The sequence below is a fragment of the Pseudomonas sp. MB-090624 genome (assembly GCF_003205245.1).
GTDB classification, from domain to species: domain Bacteria; phylum Pseudomonadota; class Gammaproteobacteria; order Pseudomonadales; family Pseudomonadaceae; genus Aquipseudomonas; species Aquipseudomonas juntendi.
The window spans coordinates 1-24,210 of record NZ_QJRK01000010.1; the positions used below are offsets into that span (position 1 = coordinate 1).

Here is a 24,210-nt window from a genome sequence, read left to right on the forward strand (position 1 = left end):
TGTGTAAGCGCTGTGAGGCGTTGAGCTAACCAATACTAATTGCCCGTGAGGCTTGACCATATAACACCCAAGCAATTTGCTAGCGCAGATTGCGGTGGTGAAGATGACATGAACCGAAAGTTCGCAAGGCATCACAAACATCACATATCCGAATTCGCTGGGCTGTCCATCTGGACATTCTGGCTACAGAATTTCTTGACGACCATAGAGCATTGGAACCACCTGATCCCATCCCGAACTCAGCAGTGAAACGATGCATCGCCGATGGTAGTGTGGGGTTTCCCCATGTGAGAGTAGGTCATCGTCAAGATTCATTTCGCAAAACCCCTATCTGCGCATGCAGGTAGGGGTTTTGTCTTTGTGCTCCAAAAATAATCCCCGGCACCATCACTGTGGGAGCGGGCGTGCCCGCGAACACCGGCGCAGCCGGACCCATCACAGCGCCTGCTCCTCGGCGCCATTATCGTCAGGCTGAGCGTTTCAGCCCGAGGCATTCGGCCCTTTTCCTATGCAATCCCCCAGCCCATAGCTATCATGCCTGCCTTATTCTAAGTCGAGACTGGCATGCTGAAGTTGTTGAATCTCCTCAAGGACGGCCGGTTCCATTCCGGAGAAGCTCTGGGGGCGGCCCTCGGGGTGAGTCGTAGCGCCGTTTGGAAGCAGCTGCAGCACCTGGAGAGTGAACTGAACCTCACCATTCACAAAGTTCGTGGGCGTGGTTACCAATTGGCTGCGCCGCTGGTGTTGCTCGAGGCACAAGCAATCGCCGGGTTCGCCGAAGGCGAGCAGTGGCCAGTATTCATCCACGACACGATCGACTCGACCAACGCCGAAGGCCTGCGCATGGCGGGTGAGGGCCAGGCAGCACCCTTTTTGGTTTTGGCCGAGCGCCAGAGCGCTGGCCGTGGCCGACGTGGCCGGCAATGGGTCAGTCCGTTTGCCGAGAACCTGTACTACAGCCTGGTGCTGCGGGTTGACGGCGGCATGCGCCAGCTTGAAGGCTTGAGCTTGGTGGTAGGGTTGGCAGTAATGCGCACCTTGCAGGGCTTTGGTGTAAAGGACGTAGGGCTGAAGTGGCCTAACGATGTCCTGGTACGCGGGATGAAGATCACCGGCATTCTGCTGGAACTGGTGGGAGATCCAGCCGATGTCTGCCATGTTGTGCTGGGTGTCGGCATCAATGTGAACATGCAGGCGAACGAGCAGGTCGACCAGCAGTGGACGTCGATGCGACGCGAGCTGGGTGGGGCAATAGACCGGAATCGCCTGGTGGCGTCGCTAACCCAGCATTTGCAGCATGAACTGGCGCGTCATCGGCGCTATGGTTTCGCTGCATTCCAGGAGGAATGGGAGCAGGCGCACCTTTGGCAAGGCCGGAGTGTATCGCTGATTGCCGGTAACACACGTATTGATGGTGTTGTTCTTGGCGTCGACGGGCAGGGCGGCTTGCGCCTTGAGGTGGATGGAGTGGAGAAGAGCTTCAGCGGTGGTGAGCTCAGTTTGAGGTTGCGTGATGATTCTTGAGCTCGATTGCGGAAACAGCTTTATCAAATGGCGGGTCATCCATGTCGCCGATGCAGTGATCGAGGGCGGCGGGATTGTCGACTCCGATCAGGCATTGGTGGCCGAAGTGGCTGCACTCGTCTCGGTGCGTCTTACGGGCTGTCGCATTGTGAGTGTGCGTAGCGAGGAAGAGACCGATGCGCTTTGCGCGGTTATCGCCCAGGCCTTTGCCGTTCAGGCCCGGGTAGCGCACCCCGCCCGGGAAATGGCAGGCGTGCGCAACGGTTATGAGGATTACCAGCGTTTGGGGATGGATCGCTGGCTGGCCGCATTAGGTGCATTTCATGTTGCCAAAGGGGCTTGCCTGGTCATCGATTTGGGGACTGCTGCAAAAGCCGACTTCGTGGCTGCGGATGGCGAGCACCTGGGCGGGTATATCTGCCCGGGCATGCCATTGATGCGCAGTCAGTTGCGCACCCACACCCGGCGCATTCGTTATGACGATGCCTCCGCCGAGCGCGCGTTGACCAGCCTGCTACCAGGGCGCTCAACCGTCGAGGCAGTCGAGCGCGGTTGTGTTCTGATGCTGCAGGGTTTTGCCCGCACGCAGCTCGAGCAGGCACGCGCCCTGTGGGGTGAAGATTTCACCGTATTCCTCACTGGGGGCGATGCGCCGCTAGTGAGGGAGGCCGTGCCCCAGGCGCGTGTCGTGCCCGACCTGGTGTTCGTGGGGCTGGCCATGGCTTGTCCATTGGATTGAGGTGCCTATGCGTTGGTTGTTTCTGCTGTTACTGGTGCTCAACGTCTTCTACTACGTGTGGCATCAGCAGGAAGCCCCGCTGAAGGTCAAGGAAGTCGCCCCCTTGTCACTGTACAAGGGGAGTCAGCAAGAAATCCGGCTTTTGCGTGAAACGGGTGTATCAACACCCCCAAAGCGCCGGGATGAATGCCTGGTAATAGGTGGGGTAATGGTGCAGGCGCAGCTCGAAGCCCTGCGCCAGCGTCTGCTTAGCCTCGATATTGCGACGTTGCCGGTGGTAGGGCAGTTGCCTGGTGCCGATGGTCGTTGGCTCAAGGTAGCCCCGGAAAGCGAGCGATTGCTGGATGAAACGGTGCTCTCATCTCTTTCCAATGATTTCAAAGACTTAAAACATAAAATTATTTTCTGCCAGGGTATTGCAACTGACGAATAGCTTGATAGAATGGCGCCCGCTTCACAGGGAACACCACTTAGGTGGTAGAGCTGGAAGCGGTGTCAAAGCAGCTAAGTTTCAGATTTGATTGAAAAAATTTGAAAAAACGCTTGACACTAGGACGGCAGACAAATAGAATGCCGGCCACATCTGGAGGGATTCCCGAGCGGTCAAAGGGGACGGACTGTAAATCCGTTGCGAGAGCTTCGAAGGTTCGAATCCTTCTCCCTCCACCAGTTTTAGCGAGAGCCGCAAGCTCCGCGGGTATAGTTTAGTGGTAGAACCTCAGCCTTCCAAGCTGATGATGCGGGTTCGATTCCCGCTACCCGCTCCAAGTTTGCTGGATTTTGCACAAAGTGTTTCGCTCTTGTAGCTCAGTTGGTAGAGCACACCCTTGGTAAGGGTGAGGTCAGCGGTTCAAATCCGCTCAAGAGCTCCATACAAACAAGGCAGATATGAAAATATCTGCCTTTGTTTTATCAGCGCAAGACTATTCTTCTGCGAGGGTTGTATCGATGGCTAAGGAAAAGTTTGATCGTTCCCTTCCCCACGTTAACGTCGGCACCATCGGCCACGTTGACCACGGTAAGACCACTCTGACCGCAGCTCTGACTCGCGTCTGCTCCGAAGTTTTCGGTTCGGCAGTCGTTGAGTTCGACAAGATCGACTCGGCTCCGGAAGAAAAAGCGCGCGGTATTACCATCAACACCGCTCACGTCGAGTACAACTCGAACATTCGTCACTACGCTCACGTTGACTGCCCAGGTCACGCTGACTACGTGAAGAACATGATCACCGGTGCTGCCCAGATGGACGGCGCGATCCTGGTTTGCTCGGCCGCCGATGGTCCGATGCCGCAAACCCGTGAGCACATCCTGCTGTCCCGTCAGGTTGGCGTTCCGTACATCGTGGTCTTCCTGAACAAGGCTGACCTGGTAGACGACGCTGAGCTGCTGGAACTGGTCGAGATGGAAGTTCGCGACCTGCTGTCCACCTACGACTTCCCAGGCGACGACACCCCGATCATCATCGGTTCGGCTCGTATGGCGCTGGAAGGCAAAGACGACAACGAAATGGGCACTACCGCTGTCAAGAAGCTGGTAGAAACTCTGGATGCCTACATCCCTGAGCCAGTTCGTGCCATCGACCAGCCATTCCTGATGCCAATCGAAGACGTATTCTCGATCTCGGGTCGTGGTACCGTTGTTACCGGCCGTATCGAGCGTGGTATCGTCCGCGTTCAGGATCCGCTGGAAATCGTTGGTCTGCGTGACACCACCACCACCACCTGCACCGGTGTTGAGATGTTCCGCAAGCTGCTGGACGAAGGCCGTGCTGGCGAGAACTGCGGCGTTCTGCTGCGTGGTACCAAGCGTGACGACGTTGAGCGTGGTCAGGTTCTGGTCAAGCCAGGTTCGGTCAAGCCGCACACCAAGTTCACCGCAGAAGTCTACGTTCTCTCGAAGGAAGAAGGCGGCCGTCACACTCCGTTCTTCAAAGGCTACCGTCCTCAGTTCTACTTCCGTACCACTGACGTGACCGGTAACTGCGAACTGCCGGAAGGCGTTGAAATGGTAATGCCAGGTGACAACATTCAGATGACTGTTACCCTGATCAAGACCATCGCAATGGAAGACGGTCTGCGCTTCGCTATCCGTGAAGGCGGTCGTACCGTCGGCGCCGGCGTCGTAGCAAAAATTATTGAATAAGTAGTTGATTTACTTGATCAGGCCGGTATAATGGCCGGCCTGATACAGCGTTACAGGTCAGTAGCTCAATTGGCAGAGCGACGGTCTCCAAAACCGTAGGTTGGGGGTTCGATTCCCTCCTGACCTGCCATTTCACCTCGGTGTGATGGCTTTCTTCTTACAGGATCCTCCTCGATGACCCCCAAAACTGAAGCCCAAGAATCGCGTTTTGATCTGTTCAAGTGGCTGGCTGTAGTGGCTTTGGTGGTTGTTGGCGTAGTGGGTAACCAGTATTACTCCGCCTCCCCAATCCTGTATCGCGTTCTCGCACTTCTCGTCCTGGCTGCTGTCGCGGGCTTTGTAGCTCTGCAGACTGCGAAGGGCAAGTCGTTCTTTACGTTGGCGAAGGAAGCTCGTGCCGAGATTCGTAAAGTCGTGTGGCCGACCCGCCAGGAAACCACCCAGACCACGCTGATTGTCGTGGCTGTTGTGCTGGTTATGGCACTGCTGCTGTGGGGGCTCGACTCCCTGCTCGGCTGGGCGGTCTCCCTGATCGTTGGCTAAAGGTGTCCCGTGGCTAAGCGTTGGTATGTTGTGCATGCTTACTCGGGTTACGAGAAGCATGTAATGCGCTCCCTGATTGAGCGCGTCAAGCTGGCTGGCATGGAAGACGGTTTCGGCGAGATCTTGGTTCCGACCGAAGAAGTCGTCGAAATGCGTAACGGCCAGAAGCGCAAAAGTGAGCGCAAATTCTTCCCTGGCTATGTACTGGTCCAGATGGAGATGAACGAAGGGACTTGGCACTTGGTCAAGGACACCCCTCGTGTGATGGGCTTTATTGGTGGTACTGCAGACAAGCCTGCGCCGATCACTGATAAAGAAGCCGAGGCTATCCTGCGTCGCGTGGCCGACGGTAGCGACAAGCCGAAGCCGAAGACGCTGTTCGAGCCAGGTGAAGTGGTTCGTGTCATTGACGGTCCGTTCGCTGACTTCAATGGCAGTGTCGAAGAGGTTAACTACGAAAAGAGCCGCCTGCAGGTTGCAGTGCTCATTTTCGGTCGCTCTACTCCGGTGGAGCTCGAGTTCAGCCAGGTCGAAAAGGTCTAGGCGGACAAAGCATCCCATACCCCGCAGCCCTGTGTGCTGCGGGGTTTTGTCGTCACTGGGATAAAACGCAAGTCATCCGGGGAGCCATCAGGCGTTCGTACCCGATTTTGGAGTAGCTCATGGCTAAGAAGATTCAGGCTTACATCAAGCTGCAAGTTAAGGCCGGCCAGGCCAACCCAAGCCCACCCGTTGGTCCAGCACTGGGTCAACATGGTGTGAACATCATGGAATTCTGCAAGGCCTTCAACGCCCGTACCCAGGGTCAAGAAGCCGGCCTGCCGACTCCAGTGATCATCACTGTCTACAGCGACCGTAGCTTCACCTTCGAGACCAAGAGCACCCCTGCCTCGGTTCTGCTGAAGAAAGCTGCTGGCCTGACCAGTGGTTCGGCTCGCCCGAACACCGTTAAAGTCGGTACCGTTACCCGTGCTCAGCTGGAAGACATCGCGAAAGCCAAACAGGCTGACCTGACTGCCGCTGACCTGGACGCTGCTGTACGCACCATCGCTGGCTCTGCCCGCAGCATGGGCCTGAACGTGGAGGGTGTGTAATGGCTAAGCTGACCAAACGCCAAAAGGCAATCGCCGAGAAAATCGAAGCAGGCAAGGCCTACAACTTCGAAGAAGCGGCAACTCTGCTGGCCTCGCTGCCTGCTGCCAAGTTCGTCGAGTCCTACGACATCGCCGTAAACCTCGGTGTTGACCCGCGTAAATCTGACCAGGTCGTACGTAGCGCTACTGTGCTGCCGCACGGCACTGGCAAGACCGTTCGCGTTGCCGTTTTCACCCAGGGCCCAGCTGCTGAAGCTGCTCTGGCTGCAGGCGCTGACCGCGTAGGTATGGACGATCTGGCTGCCGAAATGAAAGGCGGCGACCTGAACTATGACGTCGTCATCGCATCGCCTGATGCCATGCGCGTTGTAGGTCAGCTGGGTCAGGTTCTGGGTCCTCGCGGCCTGATGCCTAACCCGAAAGTTGGTACCGTGACTCCAGACGTAGCCACTGCCGTGAAAAACGCCAAGGCTGGTCAGGTTCGCTACCGTACCGACAAGAACGGTATCATCCACACCTCCGTTGGCAAGGTCGGCTTTGAAGCTGGCAAGCTGAAGGAAAACGTTGAAGCCCTGATCGCTGACCTGAAGCGTATCAAGCCAGCTTCTTCGAAAGGTATCTACGTTAAGCGCGTTACCCTGAGCACCACCATGGGCCCAGGTCTGGTCATCGATCAGAGCTCGCTGAACGTGTAAGAACATGGTGGTGCGACATGTCGCGCTACCAGCAAAAATTGGGGTCCCTGCCTGGCGGGGGCTATCCAAGACCGTAGGCGGCGCAAGCCTTAAAAACCCAGCCCACGCAGATGGTGCTCCCGATTCGTTACCGAATCAGACACCAAAACGACATCAGGCTTCGGCCAGATGAAACGGTAAAAACCAGGAGTAAACCCGTGGCAATTAAACTCGAAGACAAGAAGGCCATCGTCGCTGAAGTCAACGAGGCTGCCAAAGTCGCTCTGTCCGCTGTCGTGGCTGATGCCCGTGGTGTGACTGTAGGCGCAATGACCGGACTCCGTAAAGAGGCCCGCGAAGCTGGCGTTTATGTACGTGTCGTACGTAACACCCTGCTCAAGCGCGCTGTTGAAGGCACCGAATTTTCGATCCTCAACGACGCGTTCAAAGGCCCGACCCTGATTGCTTTCTCCAACGAACACCCGGGCGCTGCTGCTCGTCTGTTCAAAGAGTTCGCCAAGGGTCAGGACAAGTTCGAGATCAAGGCAGCTGCGTTTGACGGCAATTTCATTGCAGCGAACCAGATCGACGTGTTGGCTACCCTGCCGACCCGCGACGAAGCTATTGCGAAACTGATGAGCGTTATTCAAGGCGCCACCAGCAAGCTGGCTCGTACTCTGGCAGCCATTCGCGACCAGAAAGAAGCTACCGCCGCCTAAGGCGTGCGAATTCTTTCAAAATCATACGTTTAATTTGATGGCTGCGTAGGCTGTCACCCCAATACAGGATTTAAGTCATGTCCCTGACTAACGAACAAATCATCGAAGCAATCGGCCAGAAAACCGTTCTGGAAGTTGTTGAGCTGATCAAAGCAATGGAAGAAACCTTCGGCGTTACCGCTGCTGTTGCCGCTGCTGGCCCAGCTGCTGCTGCTGCCGTTGTTGAAGAGCAGACCGAGTTCAACGTTGTTCTGGTTGAAGCCGGCGACAAGAAAGTGAACGTGATCAAAGCCGTTCGTGAGCTGACCGGTCTGGGCCTGAAAGAAGCCAAAGAGAAAGTCGATGGCGCTCCTCAGGTTGTAGCTGAAGGCGTTTCGAAAGAAGCCGCTGAAGACGCTAAGAAGAAGCTGGAAGAAGCAGGCGCTAAAGTCGAGCTGAAGTAATCTCGACCTTGCGATGCCAGCCTGAGCGTTGAGCAAAAGGCTGATGGCTGGTGGCTTATGCCACCGGCCTTTTTCCGTTATTGGTGGCCGGTCATGCCGGCCCCGATAACAAGCTGCAAGACACCCATGTGGGTGGCGCAAACCAAGGGGTTTGCACGATTTTCTGGCTGCTCCCGCCGGGAGAAGCCAAACAAGCAGGTGACCAAGCTGGGGAACGCTGATGGCTTACTCATACACTGAGAAAAAACGTATCCGCAAGGACTTTAGCAAGTTGCCGGACGTCATGGATGTGCCTTACCTCCTGGCCATCCAGCTGGATTCGTATCGCGAATTCCTGCAAGCGGGAGCATCCAAGGATAACTTCCGCGACGTCGGCCTGCACGCGGCCTTCAAATCGGTATTCCCGATCATCAGCTACTCCGGCAATGCTGCCCTGGAGTACGTAGGCTATCGCCTGGGCGAACCCGCCTTCGATGTGAAGGAATGTGTCCTGCGTGGTGTGACCTTCGCGGTACCACTGCGGGTCAAGGTGCGCCTGATCATCTTCGACAAGGAATCGTCGAACAAAGCGATCAAGGACATCAAAGAGCAAGAAGTCTACATGGGTGAAATCCCCCTGATGACTGAAAACGGTACCTTCGTAATCAACGGTACCGAGCGTGTGATCGTTTCCCAGCTGCACCGTTCGCCTGGTGTGTTCTTCGACCACGACCGTGGCAAGACCCACAGCTCCGGCAAGCTGCTGTACTCCGCTCGCATCATCCCTTACCGCGGCTCCTGGCTGGACTTCGAGTTCGACCCGAAGGACTGCGTGTTCGTGCGTATCGACCGTCGCCGCAAACTGCCGGCCTCGGTGCTGCTGCGTGCCCTGGGCTACAGCACTGAAGAAGTGCTGAACACCTTCTACACCACCAACGTGTTCCACATTTCCGGCGAAAAACTCAGCCTGGAACTGGTGCCACAGCGTCTGCGTGGTGAAGTTGCTGTCATGGACATCCATGACGAAACCGGCAAAGTCATCGTCGAGCAAGGCCGCCGTATTACCGCGCGCCACATCAACCAGATCGAGAAAGCCGGCGTCAAGCAGCTGGACGTTCCTATGGAATACGTCCTGGGCCGCACCACCGCCAAGGCTATCGTGCATCCGGCTACCGGTGAGATCCTCGCCGAGTGCAACACCGAGATGACCACCGAGCTGCTGATCAAGGTCGCCAAGGCGCAGGTTGTCCGTATCGAGACCCTGTACACCAACGACATCGACTGCGGTCCGTTCATCTCCGACACGCTGAAGATCGACACCACCAGCAACCAGCTGGAAGCCCTGGTCGAAATCTACCGCATGATGCGTCCAGGCGAGCCGCCGACCAAGGATGCCGCCGAGACCCTGTTCAACAACCTGTTCTTCAGCGCCGAGCGTTACGACCTGTCCGCCGTTGGCCGCATGAAGTTCAACCGTCGTATCGGTCGTACCGAGATCGAAGGTTCGGGCGTGCTGAGCAAGGAAGATATCGTCGAGGTCCTGAAGACCCTGGTCGATATCCGTAACGGCAAAGGCATTGTCGACGACATCGACCATCTGGGTAACCGTCGCGTTCGTTGCGTCGGCGAGATGGCCGAGAACCAGTTCCGCGTTGGCCTGGTGCGTGTAGAGCGCGCGGTCAAGGAACGTCTGTCGATGGCGGAAAGCGAAGGCCTGATGCCGCAAGACCTGATCAACGCCAAGCCGGTTGCGGCGGCGGTGAAAGAGTTCTTCGGTTCCAGCCAGCTGTCCCAGTTCATGGACCAGAACAACCCGCTCTCCGAGATCACCCACAAGCGCCGCGTCTCTGCACTCGGCCCTGGCGGTCTGACCCGTGAGCGTGCTGGCTTTGAAGTCCGTGACGTGCACCCGACCCACTACGGCCGTGTGTGCCCGATCGAGACCCCTGAAGGTCCGAACATCGGTCTGATCAACTCCCTGGCAGCCTATGCCCGCACCAACCAGTACGGCTTCCTGGAAAGCCCGTACCGCGTGGTGAAAGAAGGTGTGGTCAGCGACGACATCGTGTTCCTGTCGGCCATTGAAGAAGCCGATCACGTTATCGCCCAGGCTTCGGCCGCGATGAACGACAAGAAGCAGCTGATCGATGAGCTGGTAGCGGTCCGTCACCTGAACGAATTCACCGTCAAGGCGCCGGAAGACGTCACCCTGATGGACGTGTCGCCGAAGCAGGTTGTTTCCGTCGCTGCCTCGCTGATCCCGTTCCTCGAGCACGACGACGCCAACCGTGCACTGATGGGTTCGAACATGCAGCGTCAGGCTGTACCGACCCTGCGTGCCGACAAGCCGCTGGTAGGTACCGGCATGGAGCGCAACGTTGCCCGTGACTCCGGTGTCTGCGTGGTTGCTCGCCGCGGTGGCGTGATCGACTCGGTCGACGCCAGCCGTATCGTCGTTCGCGTCAATGACGATGAAGTCGAGACCGGTGAAGCCGGTGTGGACATCTACAACCTGACCAAGTACACCCGTTCCAACCAGAACACCTGCATCAACCAGCGTCCGCTGGTCAGCAAGGGTGACAAGGTTCAGCGCAGCGACATCATGGCCGACGGCCCGTCCACCGACATGGGTGAGCTGGCACTGGGTCAGAACATGCGTATCGCCTTCATGGCGTGGAACGGCTTCAACTTCGAAGACTCCATCTGCCTGTCCGAACGTGTGGTGCAGGAAGACCGCTTCACCACGATCCACATTCAGGAACTGACCTGTGTGGCGCGTGATACCAAGCTTGGCCCAGAGGAAATCACTGCGGACATCCCGAACGTGGGTGAAGCCGCACTGAACAAGCTGGACGAAGCCGGTATCGTCTACGTGGGTGCGGAAGTCGGCGCGGGTGACATCCTGGTCGGTAAAGTTACGCCAAAAGGCGAAACCCAGCTGACTCCGGAAGAAAAACTGCTGCGCGCCATCTTCGGCGAAAAAGCCAGCGACGTTAAGGACACTTCCCTGCGCGTGCCGACCGGCACCAAGGGTACTGTCATCGACGTACAGGTCTTCACCCGTGATGGCGTGGAGCGCGACAGCCGCGCCCTGGCCATCGAGAAGATGCAGCTGGACGAGATCCGCAAGGACCTCAACGAAGAGTTCCGCATCGTCGAAGGCGCAACCTTCGAGCGTCTGCGTTCTGCCCTGAACGGCCAAGTGGTCGACGGTGGCGCGGGCCTGAAGAAAGGCACCGTGATCTCCGACGAAGTACTGGACGGTCTGGAGCACGGCCAGTGGTTCAAGCTGCGCATGGCTGAAGATGCACTGAACGAGCAGCTGGAAAAGGCTCAGCAGTACATCGTTGACCGTCGCCGTCTGCTGGACGACAAGTTCGAAGACAAGAAGCGCAAGCTGCAGCAGGGCGATGACCTGGCGCCAGGCGTACTGAAGATCGTCAAGGTTTACCTGGCAATCCGCCGTCGCATCCAGCCGGGTGACAAGATGGCCGGCCGTCACGGTAACAAAGGTGTTGTCTCGGTTATCATGCCGGTTGAAGACATGCCGCACGACGCCAACGGTACTCCGGTCGACGTCGTACTGAACCCGCTGGGCGTACCTTCGCGTATGAACGTTGGTCAGATCCTCGAAACCCACCTGGGCCTTGCGGCCAAAGGCCTGGGCGAGAAGATCGACCGCATGCTGGAAGAGCAGCGCAAAGCCGCTGAGCTGCGTGTATTCCTGACCGAGGTCTACAACGAGATCGGTGGTCGTCAGGAAAACCTCGACGAGTTCTCCGACGCCGAGATCCTGGCCCTGGCGCACAACCTGAAGAAAGGTGTGCCTATGGCTACTCCGGTCTTCGATGGTGCCAAGGAGCGCGAGATCAAGGCCATGCTGAAACTGGCAGACCTGCCAGAAAGCGGCCAGATGGTGCTGTTCGATGGCCGTACCGGCAACAAGTTCGAGCGTCCGGTGACCGTTGGTTACATGTACATGCTCAAGCTGAACCACTTGGTGGACGACAAGATGCACGCGCGTTCCACTGGTTCCTACAGCCTGGTTACCCAGCAGCCGCTGGGTGGTAAGGCGCAGTTCGGTGGTCAGCGTTTCGGGGAGATGGAAGTGTGGGCGCTGGAAGCATACGGCGCGGCATACACCCTGCAAGAAATGCTCACAGTGAAGTCGGACGACGTGAACGGCCGTACCAAGATGTACAAGAACATCGTGGATGGCGATCACCGTATGGAGCCGGGCATGCCCGAGTCCTTCAACGTGTTGATCAAAGAGATCCGTTCCCTCGGTATCGATATCGATCTGGAAACCGAATAACACGTGACGCGAAGGGGAGTGGGGCAGGTAATGCCCGCTCCCTGCTCCGCCAGGAGGAAAGGCCTTGAAAGACCTACTGAATTTGCTGAAAAACCAGGGTCAAGTCGAAGAGTTCGACGCCATCCGCATCGGTCTGGCGTCGCCTGAAATGATCCGTTCGTGGTCGTTCGGTGAAGTTAAGAAGCCGGAAACCATCAACTACCGTACGTTCAAGCCTGAGCGTGACGGCCTGTTCTGCGCCAAGATCTTTGGCCCAGTCAAGGACTACGAGTGCCTGTGCGGCAAGTACAAGCGCCTCAAGCACCGTGGCGTAATCTGCGAGAAGTGCGGCGTTGAAGTTGCCCTGGCCAAAGTGCGTCGTGAGCGCATGGCGCACATCGAGCTGGCCTCGCCGGTCGCCCACATCTGGTTCCTGAAGTCGCTGCCGTCCCGTATCGGCCTGCTGATGGACATGACCCTGCGTGACATCGAGCGCGTGCTCTACTTCGAGAGCTACGTCGTTATCGACCCGGGCATGACCACCCTGGAAAAGGGCCAGCTGCTGAACGACGAGCAGTACTTCGAAGCGCTGGAAGAGTTCGGTGACGACTTCGATGCCCGCATGGGTGCCGAGGCTGTCCGCGAACTGCTGCACGCTATCGACCTGGAGCACGAGATCGGCCGCCTGCGTGAAGAAATTCCGCAGACCAACTCGGAAACCAAGATCAAGAAGCTGTCCAAGCGCCTGAAGCTGATGGAAGCTTTCCAGGGCTCGGGCAACCTGCCTGAGTGGATGGTGCTGACCGTTCTGCCAGTACTGCCGCCGGACCTGCGTCCGCTGGTACCGCTGGATGGTGGCCGCTTCGCGACCTCCGACCTGAACGACCTGTATCGTCGGGTGATCAACCGTAACAACCGTCTGAAGCGCCTGCTGGATCTGTCGGCGCCGGACATCATCGTGCGCAACGAAAAGCGCATGCTGCAGGAGGCGGTCGACGCCCTGCTGGACAACGGCCGTCGCGGTCGCGCCATCACTGGCTCGAACAAGCGTCCGCTGAAGTCCCTGGCCGACATGATCAAAGGTAAGCAAGGTCGCTTCCGTCAGAACTTGCTCGGTAAGCGTGTGGACTACTCCGGCCGTTCGGTAATTACCGTAGGCCCGACCCTGCGTCTGCACCAGTGCGGTCTGCCGAAGAAGATGGCCCTCGAGCTGTTCAAGCCGTTCATTTTCGGCAAGCTGGAAATGCGTGGTCTGGCGACCACAATCAAGGCTGCCAAGAAGATGGTCGAGCGCGAGCTGCCAGAGGTATGGGACGTTCTCGCCGAGGTGATCCGCGAACACCCCGTACTGCTCAACCGTGCGCCAACCCTGCACCGTCTGGGTATCCAGGCCTTTGAACCGGTTCTGATCGAAGGTAAAGCCATCCAGCTGCACCCGCTGGTCTGCGCCGCGTACAACGCCGACTTCGACGGTGACCAGATGGCCGTTCACGTGCCGCTGACGCTGGAAGCCCAGCTCGAAGCGCGCGCGCTGATGATGTCGACCAACAACATTCTGTCGCCAGCCAACGGTGAGCCAATCATCGTTCCGTCGCAGGACGTTGTACTGGGTCTGTACTACATGACCCGTGAGGCGATCAATGCCAAGGGCGAAGGTCGCGTATTCGCCGACCTGCAGGAAGTCGACCGCGTATTCCGCGCCGGCGAAGCTGCCCTGCACGCGAAAATCAAGGTTCGTATCAACGAAACCGTGAAAGAGCGTGATGGCTCGGTGGTCAAGAACACCCGTATCGTCGACACCACCGTCGGCCGTGCGCTGCTGTTCCAGGTTGTACCGGCAGGCCTGCCGTACGATGTGGTCAACCAGCCAATGAAGAAAAAGGCGATCTCCAAGCTGATCAACCAGTGCTACCGCGTGGTTGGTCTGAAAGAGACCGTCATCTTCGCTGACCAGTTGATGTACACCGGTTTCGCCTACTCGACCATTTCCGGTGTTTCCATCGGTGTTAACGACTTCGTTATCCCGGACGAGAAAGCCCGCATCATCGGTAACGCTACCGATGAAGTGAAGGAAATCGAGAGCCAGTACGCCTCCGGCCTGGTAACCCAGGGCGAGAAGTACAACAAGGTCATCGACTTGTGGTCCAAGGCGAACGACGAAGTGTCCAAGGCGATGATGGCCAACCTCTCGAAAGAGAAGGTCATCGACCGCGAGGGCAAGGAAGTCGAGCAAGAGTCCTTCAACTCGATGTACATGATGGCTGACTCGGGTGCGCGGGGTTCCGCAGCACAGATCCGTCAGCTGGCTGGTATGCGTGGCCTGATGGCCAAGCCGGACGGCTCGATCATCGAGACGCCGATCACCGCGAACTTCCGTGAAGGTCTGAGCGTACTCCAGTACTTCATCTCGACCCACGGTGCTCGTAAGGGTCTGGCGGATACCGCCTTGAAGACTGCGAACTCGGGTTACCTGACGCGTCGTCTGGTGGACGTTGCCCAGGATCTGGTGGTTACCGAGATCGACTGCGGCACCGACCAAGGCCTGCTGATGACTCCGCACATCGAAGGCGGCGACGTTGTAGAGCCGCTGGGTGAGCGTGTACTGGGTCGTGTCATCGCCCGCGACGTGTTCAAGCCAGGCACCGAGGACGTGATCGTTCCGGCCGGTACCCTGGTCGACGAGCAGTGGGTCGAGTTCATCGAGCTGAACAGCATCGACGAAGTGATCGTGCGTTCGCCGATCAGCTGCGAAACCCGCTACGGCATCTGCGCCAAGTGCTACGGTCGTGACCTGGCTCGCGGTCACCAGGTGAACATCGGTGAAGCTGTCGGCGTTATCGCTGCACAGTCGATCGGTGAGCCGGGTACCCAGCTGACCATGCGTACGTTCCACATCGGTGGTGCTGCAAGCCGTACTTCGGCTGCCGACAGCGTCCAGGTGAAGAACGGCGGTATGGTGCGTCTGCACAACCTGAAGCAGGTCGAGCGTGCCGACGGCAACCTGGTTGCCGTATCGCGTTCCGGTGAGTTGGCCATTGCCGACGAATTCGGCCGTGAGCGTGAGCGCTACAAGCTGCCTTACGGTGCAGTGATTTCGGTCAAGGAAGGTGAAAAGGTCGAAGCTGGCGCCATCGTCGCCAAGTGGGACCCGCACACCCACCCGATCGTGACCGAGCTGAAAGGTACCGTGACCTTCGTGGGCATGGAAGAAAACATCACCATCAAGCGTCAGACCGATGAACTGACCGGCTTGACCAACATTGAAGTACTGGACGTGAAGGATCGCCCTGCCGCAGGCAAGGAAATCCGTCCGGCAATCAAGATGGTCGATGCCGCTGGCAAGGATCTGTACCTGCCAGGTACCGACGTACCTGCCCAGTACTTCCTGCCGGCCAACGCCCTCGTGGGTGTGGCTGACGGTGCCCAGATCGGTGTTGGTGACGTTATTGCGCGTATCCCGCAAGAAACGTCGAAGACCCGTGACATCACCGGTGGTCTGCCGCGCGTTGCCGACCTGTTCGAAGCGCGTCGTCCGAAAGAAGCCTCGATTCTGGCTGAAGTCAGCGGCACCATCGCATTCGGTAAAGAGACCAAGGGCAAGCGTCGCCTGGTGATCACTCCGACCGACGGTAGCGATCCGTACGAAGAGCTGATTCCGAAGTGGCGCCACCTGAACGTGTTCGAAGGTGAGCAGGTAAACCGCGGTGAAGTTATCTCCGACGGCCCGAGCGATCCGCACGACATCCTGCGTCTGCTGGGTGTCAGCGCGCTGGCGAAGTACATCGTCAACGAGATCCAGGACGTTTACCGTCTGCAAGGCGTGAAGATCAACGACAAGCACATCGAGACCATCCTGCGTCAGATGCTGCGCAAGGTCGAGATCTCCGAGTCGGGCGATTCCAGCTTCATCAAGGGCGACCAGATGGAACTGACCCAGGTACTGGTAGAGAACGAGCGTCTCGCCAGCGAGGACAAGTTCATCTCCAAGTTCACCCGTGTGCTGCTGGGTATCACCAAGGCCTCGCTGTCGACCGAGTCGTTCATCTCCGCGGCTTCCTTCCAGGAAACCACCCGCGTACTGACCGAAGCGGCGGTAACCGGCAAGCGCGACTACCTGCGCGGCCTGAAGGAGAACGTGGTTGTGGGTCGTTTGATCCCAGCCGGTACTGGTCTGGCTTACCACAGCGAGCGCAAGCGTCGCCGTGATGCCGACAAACCGTTGCGTGTCAGCGCCAGTGAGGTGGAAGCCGCACTGACCGAAGCGCTGAATTCCAGCGGTAACTAAGTCCAGGGCGGGGCCCCGGCTACCCTCGAACGGGCATCGGCGACATGAAATGTTGCCGATGATCGGGCGAGGAGGGCCGGGGCCTTGTCTTGACTGGGTGCAAGATCCTCTTTAGACTTTTGTACCCTTAAATTTGGTGAGGCTCCGTCTCGCCAATTTTTGGCTTTCTTGCAAGACAATAGAGTCGCAAGACAATCAGTGGAGCTAGTAGATGGCAACTATCAACCAGCTGGTACGTCAGCCGCGTAAGCGTTCGGTCGAGAAGTCCGACGTTCCTGCGCTGCAGAACTGCCCGCAACGTCGTGGCGTGTGCACCCGTGTGTACACCACCACGCCGAAAAAACCTAACTCGGCACTGCGTAAAGTATGCCGTGTGCGTCTGACCAACGGTTTCGAGGTTTCCTCGTACATCGGTGGTGAAGGCCACAACCTGCAAGAGCACAGCGTCGTCCTGATCCGTGGCGGCCGTGTAAAAGACTTGCCAGGTGTTCGTTACCACACCGTTCGCGGCTCTCTGGATACTTCGGGCGTCAAAGGCCGTAACCAGGGTCGTTCGAAATACGGTACCAAGCGTCCGAAGTAATCGGCCGTTTGCAGACATCCATTTTTTTGAGTCGATAAGAGTAAGGTCGGGCAGGGGTCGAAGACCCGCGTCCCGGGCTAACCTGAAGACCGTTTGAGGGCTTATCATGCCAAGACGTCGTGTAGCAGCAAAACGTGAGATCCTTGACGATCCGAAGTACGGATCCCAGATCCTCGCCAAGTTCATGAACCACGTGATGGAAAGCGGCAAGAAGGCCGTAGCCGAGCGCATCGTTTACGGTGCCCTGGATACCGTCAAAGCACGCAAGAACAGCGACCCCCTGGAAATCTTCGAGAAAGCTCTCGACGCCATCGCTCCGCTGGTCGAAGTCAAGTCCCGTCGTGTAGGCGGTGCTACTTACCAGGTTCCGGTTGAAGTTCGTCCATCCCGTCGTAACGCTCTGGCAATGCGCTGGCTCGTAGACTACGCCCGCAAGCGCGGCGAGAAGTCGATGGCTCTGCGTCTGGCCGGCGAACTGCTGGATGCTGCTGAAGGCAAGGGTGCTGCAGTCAAGAAGCGTGAAGACGTGCACCGTATGGCTGAAGCCAACAAAGCGTTCTCGCACTACCGCTTCTAATTCAAGCATCAATCATTTTGCGAGGGCTTTATGGCTCGTACTACAGCAATTAACCGCTACCGTAACATCGGTATCTGTGCCCACGTTGACGCGGGCAAGACTACCACTACCGAGCGGATCCTGTTCTACACAGGTCTGAGCCACAAGATGGGCGAGGTGCATGACGGCGCCGCGACCACCGACTGGATGGTGCAGGAGCAGGAGCGCGGTATCACCATTACCTCCGCTGCCGTTACCACCTTCTGGAAAGGTTCCCGTGGTCAGTACGACAACTACCGCGTAAACGTCATCGATACCCCCGGCCACGTTGACTTCACCATTGAAGTAGAGCGTTCGCTGCGCGTACTCGACGGCGCGGTCGTTGTGTTCTGCGGTACCTCCGGCGTTGAGCCGCAGTCCGAAACCGTATGGCGTCAGGCCAACAAGTACGGCGTTCCACGTGTCGTATACGTGAACAAGATGGACCGTGCCGGTGCCAACTTCCTGCGCGTTGTAGGTCAGATCAAGAACCGTCTGGGTCACACCCCGGTTCCGGTCCAGCTGGCCATCGGTGCAGAAGATGACTTCCAGGGTCAGGTTGACCTGATCAAGATGAAGGCCATCTACTGGAACGACGACGACAAAGGCACCACCTACCGCGAGGAAGAAATTCCTGCCGAGCTGGTGGACCTGGCCAACGAATGGCGCAGCAACATGGTCGAGGCTGCTGCCGAGGCCAACGAAGAGCTGATGAACAAGTACCTTGAAGAAGGTGACCTGTCCGTCGAAGACATCAAGGCTGGTCTGCGCGCCCGTACCCTGGCGAGCGAGATCGTTCCTGCTGTCTGCGGTTCTTCGTTCAAGAACAAGGGCGTTCCCCTGGTTCTCGATGCCGTCATTGACTACCTGCCTGCGCCAACCGAGATCCCTGCGATCAAGGGTATCCACCCTGATCTGATCGACGTGCCGAAGGATGAAGTCAAGCCAGAACAGTACGACGAGCGTCCTGCTGACGACAACGAGCCGTTCTCGGCTCTGGCGTTCAAGATCGCTACCGACCCGTTCGTGGGCACCCTGACCTTCGTCCGCGTTTACTCGGGCTTCCTGACCTCTGGTGACTCCGTCATCAACTCGGTCAAGGGCAAGAAAGAGCGCGTTGGCCGTATGGTGCAGATGCACGCCAACCAGCGTGAAGAGATCAAGGAAGTACGTGCAGGTGACATCGCTGCTCTGATCGGGATGAAGGACGTCACCACCGGTGATACCCTGTGCAACCTCGACAAGCCGATCATCCTTGAGCGTATGGACTTCCCTGAGCCGGTAATTTCGCTCTCCGTAGAGCCGAAAACCAAGGCTGACCAGGAGAAGATGGGTATCGCACTGGGCAAGCTGGCCCAGGAAGACCCGTCGTTCCGCGTCAAGACCGACGAAGAAACCGGCCAGACCATCATCTCCGGTATGGGTGAGCTGCACCTGGACATCCTCGTTGACCGCATGAAGCGCGAATTCAACGTCGAGTGCAACGTCGGCAAGCCGCAGGTTTCGTACCGCGAGAAGATCACCAAGTCCAACGTCGAGATCGAAGGCAAGTTCGTTCGTCAGTCGGGTGGTCGTGGTCAGTTCGGTCACTGCTGGATCCGTTTCTCGGAGCCAGACGTCGACGAGAAGGGCAACATCACCGAAGGTCTGGTCTTCACCAACGAAGTCGTTGGTGGTGTGATTCCGAAGGAATTCATCGCCCCGATCCAGAAGGGTATCGAAGAGCAGATGAAAAACGGCGTTGTTGCCGGCTATCCGCTGCTCGGCCTGAAGGCTACAGTGTTCGACGGTTCGTACCACGACGTCGACTCCAACGAAATGGCGTTCAAGATCGCCGCTTCGATGGCGACCAAGCAACTGGCCCAGAAGGGCGGTGGCGTGGTGCTTGAGCCGATCATGAAGGTCGAAGTTGTAACCCCGGAAGATTACCTGGGTGACGTGATGGGTGACCTGAGCCGTCGTCGTGGGATGATCCAGGGTAATGAAGACTCGGTGTCCGGCAAGGTAATCACTGCTGAGGTACCACTCGGAGAAATGTTCGGTTACGCAACCGACGTTCGTTCCATGTCTCAGGGTCGCGCAAGCTACTCCATGGAATTCTCCAAATACGCCGAAGCTCCGTCGAACATCGTCGAAGCACTCGTTAAAAAACAAGGCTAATCCCCTTTAGGCAAGAGGTTCACTGTCGTGGCTAAAGAAAAATTTGATCGTTCCCTTCCCCACGTTAACGTCGGCACCATCGGCCACGTTGACCACGGTAAGACCACTCTGACCGCAGCTCTGACTCGCGTCTGCTCCGAAGTTTTCGGTTCGGCAGTCGTTGAGTTCGACAAGATCGACTCGGCTCCGGAAGAAAAAGCGCGCGGTATTACCATCAACACCGCTCACGTCGAGTACAACTCGAACATTCGTCACTACGCTCACGTTGACTGCCCAGGTCACGCTGACTACGTGAAGAACATGATCACCGGTGCTGCCCAGATGGACGGCGCGATCCTGGTTTGCTCGGCCGCCGATGGTCCGATGCCGCAAACCCGTGAGCACATCCTGCTGTCCCGTCAGGTTGGCGTTCCGTACATCGTGGTCTTCCTGAACAAGGCTGACCTGGTAGACGACGCTGAGCTGCTGGAACTGGTCGAGATGGAAGTTCGCGACCTGCTGTCCACCTACGACTTCCCAGGCGACGACACCCCGATCATCATCGGTTCGGCTCGTATGGCGCTGGAAGGCAAAGACGACAACGAAATGGGCACTACCGCTGTCAAGAAGCTGGTAGAAACTCTGGATGCCTACATCCCTGAGCCAGTTCGTGCCATCGACCAGCCATTCCTGATGCCAATCGAAGACGTATTCTCGATCTCGGGTCGTGGTACCGTTGTTACCGGCCGTATCGAGCGTGGTATCGTCCGCGTTCAGGATCCGCTGGAAATCGTTGGTCTGCGTGACACCACCACCACCACCTGCACCGGTGTTGAGATGTTCCGCAAGCTGCTGGACGAAGGCCGTGCTGGCGAGAACTGCGGCGTTCTGCTGCGTGGTACCAAGCGTGACGACGTTGAGCGTGGTCAGGTTCTGGTCAAGCCAGGTTCGGTCAAGCCGCACACCAAGTTCACCGCAGAAGTCTACGTTCTCTCGAAGGAAGAAGGCGGCCGTCACACTCCGTTCTTCAAAGGCTACCGTCCTCAGTTCTACTTCCGTACCACTGACGTGACCGGTAACTGCGAACTGCCGGAAGGCGTTGAAATGGTAATGCCAGGTGACAACATTCAGATGACTGTTACCCTGATCAAGACCATCGCAATGGAAGACGGTCTGCGCTTCGCTATCCGTGAAGGCGGTCGTACCGTCGGCGCCGGCGTCGTAGCCAAAATCATCGAGTAATCTCTCGACCGATTGAAAAAACCCCCGCTCAGCGGGGGTTTTTTTTATTGGGTTGACACTAAATGGGGGCGTCTATAGAATCACGCCTCCTTTTAGCGGGCGTAGTGCGTCCGTTGGGAACAGCCTGGAGTCTGAAATCCAATGCAAAATCAGCAAATCCGTATCAGGTTGAAGGCTTTCGACCATCGCCTGATCGACCAATCCACCCAGGAAATCGTGGAAACCGCGAAACGTACTGGTGCACAAGTGCGTGGTCCAATTCCACTGCCTACCCGCAAAGAGCGTTTCACCGTTCTGGTTTCCCCGCACGTCAACAAAGACGCGCGTGACCAGTACGAGATCCGCACTCATAAGCGTGTTCTGGACATCGTCCAGCCAACGGATAAAACCGTTGATGCGCTGATGAAGCTTGATCTGGCGGCAGGTGTGGAAGTACAGATCAGCCTCGGCTAAGACTTCGGTCTAGTCGTGTAACGCTCTGAAATGGGCGGCCATAGCGGGTGAAAGCCCCGTACACTCATGAGGTTTACAACATGACTATTGGTGTAATCGGTCGCAAGTGCGGTATGACCCGCATTTTCACCGAAGAAGGTGTCTCCATTCCGGTCACGGTCATTGAGATCGAGCCGAATCGCGTCACCCAGTTCAAAACTGAAGAAACCGATGGCTACCGTGCAGTGCAAGTCACTGTCGGCGAGCGTCGTGCTTCGCGTGTGACTGCCGCTCAGGCAGGCCACTTCGCCAAGGCCAACGTTGCCGCTGGTCGCGGTGTTTGGGAGTTCCGTCTTGAAGAAGGCGATTTCCAGGCTGGCGATCTGATCAAAGCTGAACTCTTCACTGCAGGCCAGCTGGTTGACGTTACTGGTCAGTCCAAAGGTAAAGGCTTTGCCGGTACCATCAAGCGCTGGAACTTCCGTGGTCAGGACAACACCCACGGTAACTCCGTGTCGCACCGTGTTCCTGGTTCCATCGGCCAGTGCCAGACTCCTGGTCGTGTGTTCAAGGGCAAGAAAATGTCCGGTCACATGGGCGCCGAGCGCGTGACTGTTCAGTCCCTGGAAGTAGTTCGCGTAGACGCTGAACGCAACCTGCTGCTGATCAAAGGTGCCGTACCTGGCGCTACTGGTGGCGACGTGGTTGTACGTCCAGCTGTCAAGGCTCGCGGTTAAGGGGAAACTGACATGCAACTTAATGTAAATGACGCTCAGGCGATCGAAGTTTCCGAACTGACTTTCGGTGGCGAATTCAACGAGACGCTGGTTCACCAAGCAGTCGTGGCCTACATGGCTGGCGGCCGTCAGGGTACCAAGCAGCAGAAGACCCGTTCCGACGTGGCTGGTGGCGGTAAGCGCCCATGGCGTCAGAAGGGTACTGGCCGTGCTCGTGCTGGTACCACTCGTGGTCCGATCTGGCGTGGCGGTGGTGTAACCTTCGCAGCTCGCCCTCAAGATCACTCGCAGAAGCTCAACAAGAAGATGTACCGCGCAGCACTGCGCTCCATCCTCGCTGAGCTGGTGCGTAGCGACCGTCTGGTCGTGGTTCAGGACTTCGCTGTTGAAGCGCCAAAAACCAAAGATCTGCTGAACAAGCTGAACGGCATGGGTCTGAGCGATGTTTTGATCGTTTCCGACGCTGTTGATCAGAACCTGTACCTGGCTGCTCGTAACCTGCCGCACGTCGATGTACGTGACGTACAAGGTTCCGACCCGGTCAGTCTGATCGCATACGAGAAAGTGTTGATCACTGTCTCGGCCGTGAAGAAATTCGAGGAGCTGCTGGGATGAACCAGGAACGCGTATTCAAAGTCCTCCTTGGCCCGCACGTTTCCGAGAAGGCTACCGTTCTGGCTGAGAAAAAAGGCCAGTTCGTATTCAAGGTTGCTACCGATGCAACCAAGCTGGAAATCAAGAAAGCTGTCGAAGGCCTGTTCAACGTAAAAGTTGAAAACGTGTCGACTGTTAACGTTCTGGGTAAAACCAAGCGTACCGCACGTGGTCTGGGCAAGCGTAATGACTGGAAGAAGGCGATCGTCTCCCTTCAGCCAGGCCAAGATCTCGATTTCAGCAGCAGTGCTGAGTAAGGAAGGGGTGCATCATGGCAATCGTTAAATGCAAACCGACTTCCCCTGGCCGCCGTTTCGTGGTCAAGGTGGTCAACAAGGAGCTGCACAAAGGCGCTCCTCACGCACCGCTGATCGAGAAAAAATCGAAGTCTGGTGGTCGTAACAACAATGGCCGCATTACCACTCGTCACGTTGGTGGTGGTCATAAGCAGCATTACCGTCTGGTTGACTTCCGTCGCAACGACAAAGATGGCATCCCAGCCACTGTCGAGCGTATCGAATACGACCCGAACCGTACTGCTCACATCGCCCTGCTGTGCTACGCAGACGGTGAGCGTCGCTACATCATCGCCCCTAAAGGCGTGAGCGCTGGCGACCAGCTGATCGCAGGTGCACTGGCCCCAATCAAGGCCGGTAACTCCCTGCAGCTGCGCAACATTCCAGTAGGTAGCACCATCCACGGCATCGAACTGAAGCCGGGTAAAGGTGCACAGATCGCTCGTTCCGCTGGTGCTTCGGCTCAGCTGATCGCTCGCGAAGGTGTCTACGTGACCCTGCGTCTGCGCTCTGGTGAAATGCGTAAAGTCCTGGCTGAGTGCCGTGCGACCCTGGGCGAAGTCTCGAACTCCGAGCACAGCCTGCGTTCGCTGGGTAAAGCTGGTGCCAAACGCTGGCGCGGCGTTCGCCCAACCGTTCGTGGTGTTGCCATGAACCCGGTTGACCACCCACACGGTGGTGGTGAAGGTCGTACCTCCGGTGGTCGTCATCCGGTATCGCCATGGGGCTTCCCAACCAAGGGTGCTAAAACCCGTGGTAATAAGCGTACCGACAACATGATCGTCCGTCGTCGCAAGTAACTAGAGGGATACGACAGTGCCACGTTCTCTGAAAAAAGGTCCTTTTATCGATCTTCACCTGCTGAAGAAGGTCGAAGTGGCGGTGGAGAAGAATGATCGCAAGCCAGTTAAAACCTGGTCGCGTCGTTCGATGATCCTGCCACAAATGGTCGGTCTGACCATCGCGGTACACAACGGTCGTCAACATGTCCCAGTTCTGGTGAACGAAGACATGGTCGGCCACAAACTGGGCGAGTTCGCCGGTACCCGCACCTATCGCGGGCACGTGGCTGACAAGAAAGCCAAGCGTTAAGGGG

22 protein-coding genes, 4 tRNA genes and 1 rRNA gene are annotated in these 24,210 nt (G+C 57.4%); all 27 read left to right on the forward strand.

The window, feature by feature from the left end; genetic code table 11:
• Positions 1–194: 194 nt before the first annotated feature.
• A 5S ribosomal RNA gene (gene rrf / locus DMX12_RS07195) occupies positions 195–310 on the forward strand.
• Between the two features lie 254 nt (positions 311–564).
• On the forward strand, positions 565–1,524 hold the full coding sequence (gene birA / locus DMX12_RS07200) for a bifunctional biotin--[acetyl-CoA-carboxylase] ligase/biotin operon repressor BirA (RefSeq protein ID WP_110676871.1): 960 nt from the start codon (positions 565–567) through the stop codon (positions 1,522–1,524).
• Positions 1,514–2,263, forward strand: coding sequence for a pantothenate kinase (locus DMX12_RS07205; RefSeq protein ID WP_110676873.1), 750 nt, complete (start codon positions 1,514–1,516; stop codon positions 2,261–2,263). The genes birA and DMX12_RS07205 overlap by 11 nt, the downstream gene beginning before the upstream one ends.
• Positions 2,264–2,270: 7 nt before the next feature.
• A complete protein-coding gene (locus DMX12_RS07210) occupies positions 2,271–2,696 on the forward strand; it encodes a hypothetical protein (RefSeq protein WP_054914204.1) in 426 nt (141 codons plus the stop codon).
• A 152-nt stretch (positions 2,697–2,848) separates the two neighbouring features.
• Positions 2,849–2,932, forward strand: a tRNA-Tyr gene (locus DMX12_RS07215).
• Between the two features lie 24 nt (positions 2,933–2,956).
• Positions 2,957–3,030: transfer RNA gene (locus DMX12_RS07220), tRNA-Gly, on the forward strand.
• Between the two features lie 29 nt (positions 3,031–3,059).
• Positions 3,060–3,135 (forward strand) — tRNA-Thr (locus DMX12_RS07225).
• 76 nt (positions 3,136–3,211) lie between these two features.
• Positions 3,212–4,405: an elongation factor Tu gene (gene tuf / locus DMX12_RS07230; RefSeq protein ID WP_010951775.1), complete on the forward strand. Its 1,194-nt coding sequence runs from the start codon at positions 3,212–3,214 to the stop codon at positions 4,403–4,405.
• A 54-nt stretch (positions 4,406–4,459) separates the two neighbouring features.
• A tRNA-Trp gene (locus DMX12_RS07235) sits at positions 4,460–4,535 on the forward strand.
• A gap of 44 nt (positions 4,536–4,579) precedes the next feature.
• A complete protein-coding gene (secE, locus tag DMX12_RS07240; RefSeq protein ID WP_009681243.1) occupies positions 4,580–4,948 on the forward strand; it encodes a preprotein translocase subunit SecE in 369 nt (122 codons plus the stop codon).
• A gap of 9 nt (positions 4,949–4,957) precedes the next feature.
• Entirely contained in the window at positions 4,958–5,491 is a 534-nt protein-coding gene (nusG, locus tag DMX12_RS07245; RefSeq protein WP_003255501.1) for a transcription termination/antitermination protein NusG, read from the forward strand.
• Between the two features lie 119 nt (positions 5,492–5,610).
• Positions 5,611–6,042, forward strand: a complete 432-nt coding sequence (rplK, locus tag DMX12_RS07250) for a 50S ribosomal protein L11 (RefSeq protein ID WP_003255500.1) — start codon at positions 5,611–5,613, stop codon at positions 6,040–6,042.
• The gene (gene rplA, locus DMX12_RS07255) at positions 6,042–6,737 is read left to right on the forward strand and encodes a 50S ribosomal protein L1 (protein ID WP_009681244.1); all 696 of its coding nucleotides are present in this window, start codon (positions 6,042–6,044) and stop codon (positions 6,735–6,737) included. The genes rplK and rplA overlap by 1 nt, the downstream gene beginning before the upstream one ends.
• Positions 6,738–6,934: 197 nt before the next feature.
• Positions 6,935–7,435, forward strand: coding sequence for a 50S ribosomal protein L10 (gene rplJ, locus DMX12_RS07260; protein WP_009681245.1), 501 nt, complete (start codon positions 6,935–6,937; stop codon positions 7,433–7,435).
• 77 nt (positions 7,436–7,512) lie between these two features.
• Positions 7,513–7,878 (forward strand): 50S ribosomal protein L7/L12, encoded by a 366-nt coding sequence (gene rplL, locus DMX12_RS07265; protein ID WP_003255496.1) that lies wholly within the window; start codon positions 7,513–7,515, stop codon positions 7,876–7,878.
• 220 nt (positions 7,879–8,098) lie between these two features.
• The gene (gene rpoB / locus DMX12_RS07270) at positions 8,099–12,172 is read left to right on the forward strand and encodes a DNA-directed RNA polymerase subunit beta (protein ID WP_009681246.1); all 4,074 of its coding nucleotides are present in this window, start codon (positions 8,099–8,101) and stop codon (positions 12,170–12,172) included.
• Positions 12,173–12,236: 64 nt separating this feature from the next.
• Positions 12,237–16,436, forward strand: a complete 4,200-nt coding sequence (gene rpoC, locus DMX12_RS07275) for a DNA-directed RNA polymerase subunit beta' (RefSeq protein ID WP_009681247.1) — start codon at positions 12,237–12,239, stop codon at positions 16,434–16,436.
• A gap of 211 nt (positions 16,437–16,647) precedes the next feature.
• Entirely contained in the window at positions 16,648–17,019 is a 372-nt protein-coding gene (gene rpsL / locus DMX12_RS07280; protein ID WP_003255492.1) for a 30S ribosomal protein S12, read from the forward strand.
• 106 nt (positions 17,020–17,125) lie between these two features.
• Positions 17,126–17,596, forward strand: coding sequence for a 30S ribosomal protein S7 (rpsG, locus tag DMX12_RS07285; protein WP_003246741.1), 471 nt, complete (start codon positions 17,126–17,128; stop codon positions 17,594–17,596).
• A 30-nt stretch (positions 17,597–17,626) separates the two neighbouring features.
• A complete protein-coding gene (fusA, locus tag DMX12_RS07290) occupies positions 17,627–19,774 on the forward strand; it encodes an elongation factor G (protein ID WP_054913551.1) in 2,148 nt (715 codons plus the stop codon).
• A 27-nt stretch (positions 19,775–19,801) separates the two neighbouring features.
• Complete coding sequence (gene tuf, locus DMX12_RS07295; protein ID WP_010951775.1) at positions 19,802–20,995, forward strand: elongation factor Tu; 1,194 nt, start codon at positions 19,802–19,804, stop codon at positions 20,993–20,995.
• A gap of 141 nt (positions 20,996–21,136) precedes the next feature.
• Positions 21,137–21,448, forward strand: coding sequence for a 30S ribosomal protein S10 (rpsJ, locus tag DMX12_RS07300; protein ID WP_003186070.1), 312 nt, complete (start codon positions 21,137–21,139; stop codon positions 21,446–21,448).
• A gap of 80 nt (positions 21,449–21,528) precedes the next feature.
• The gene (gene rplC / locus DMX12_RS07305; protein WP_003255486.1) at positions 21,529–22,164 is read left to right on the forward strand and encodes a 50S ribosomal protein L3; all 636 of its coding nucleotides are present in this window, start codon (positions 21,529–21,531) and stop codon (positions 22,162–22,164) included.
• Positions 22,165–22,176: 12 nt separating this feature from the next.
• Entirely contained in the window at positions 22,177–22,779 is a 603-nt protein-coding gene (gene rplD / locus DMX12_RS07310) for a 50S ribosomal protein L4 (protein WP_003255485.1), read from the forward strand.
• The gene (gene rplW / locus DMX12_RS07315; protein ID WP_003255484.1) at positions 22,776–23,075 is read left to right on the forward strand and encodes a 50S ribosomal protein L23; all 300 of its coding nucleotides are present in this window, start codon (positions 22,776–22,778) and stop codon (positions 23,073–23,075) included. The genes rplD and rplW overlap by 4 nt, the downstream gene beginning before the upstream one ends.
• A gap of 14 nt (positions 23,076–23,089) precedes the next feature.
• Positions 23,090–23,914, forward strand: a complete 825-nt coding sequence (rplB, locus tag DMX12_RS07320) for a 50S ribosomal protein L2 (protein ID WP_003255483.1) — start codon at positions 23,090–23,092, stop codon at positions 23,912–23,914.
• Between the two features lie 16 nt (positions 23,915–23,930).
• The gene (rpsS, locus tag DMX12_RS07325) at positions 23,931–24,206 is read left to right on the forward strand and encodes a 30S ribosomal protein S19 (protein WP_003255482.1); all 276 of its coding nucleotides are present in this window, start codon (positions 23,931–23,933) and stop codon (positions 24,204–24,206) included.
• Positions 24,207–24,210 lie beyond the last annotated feature (4 nt).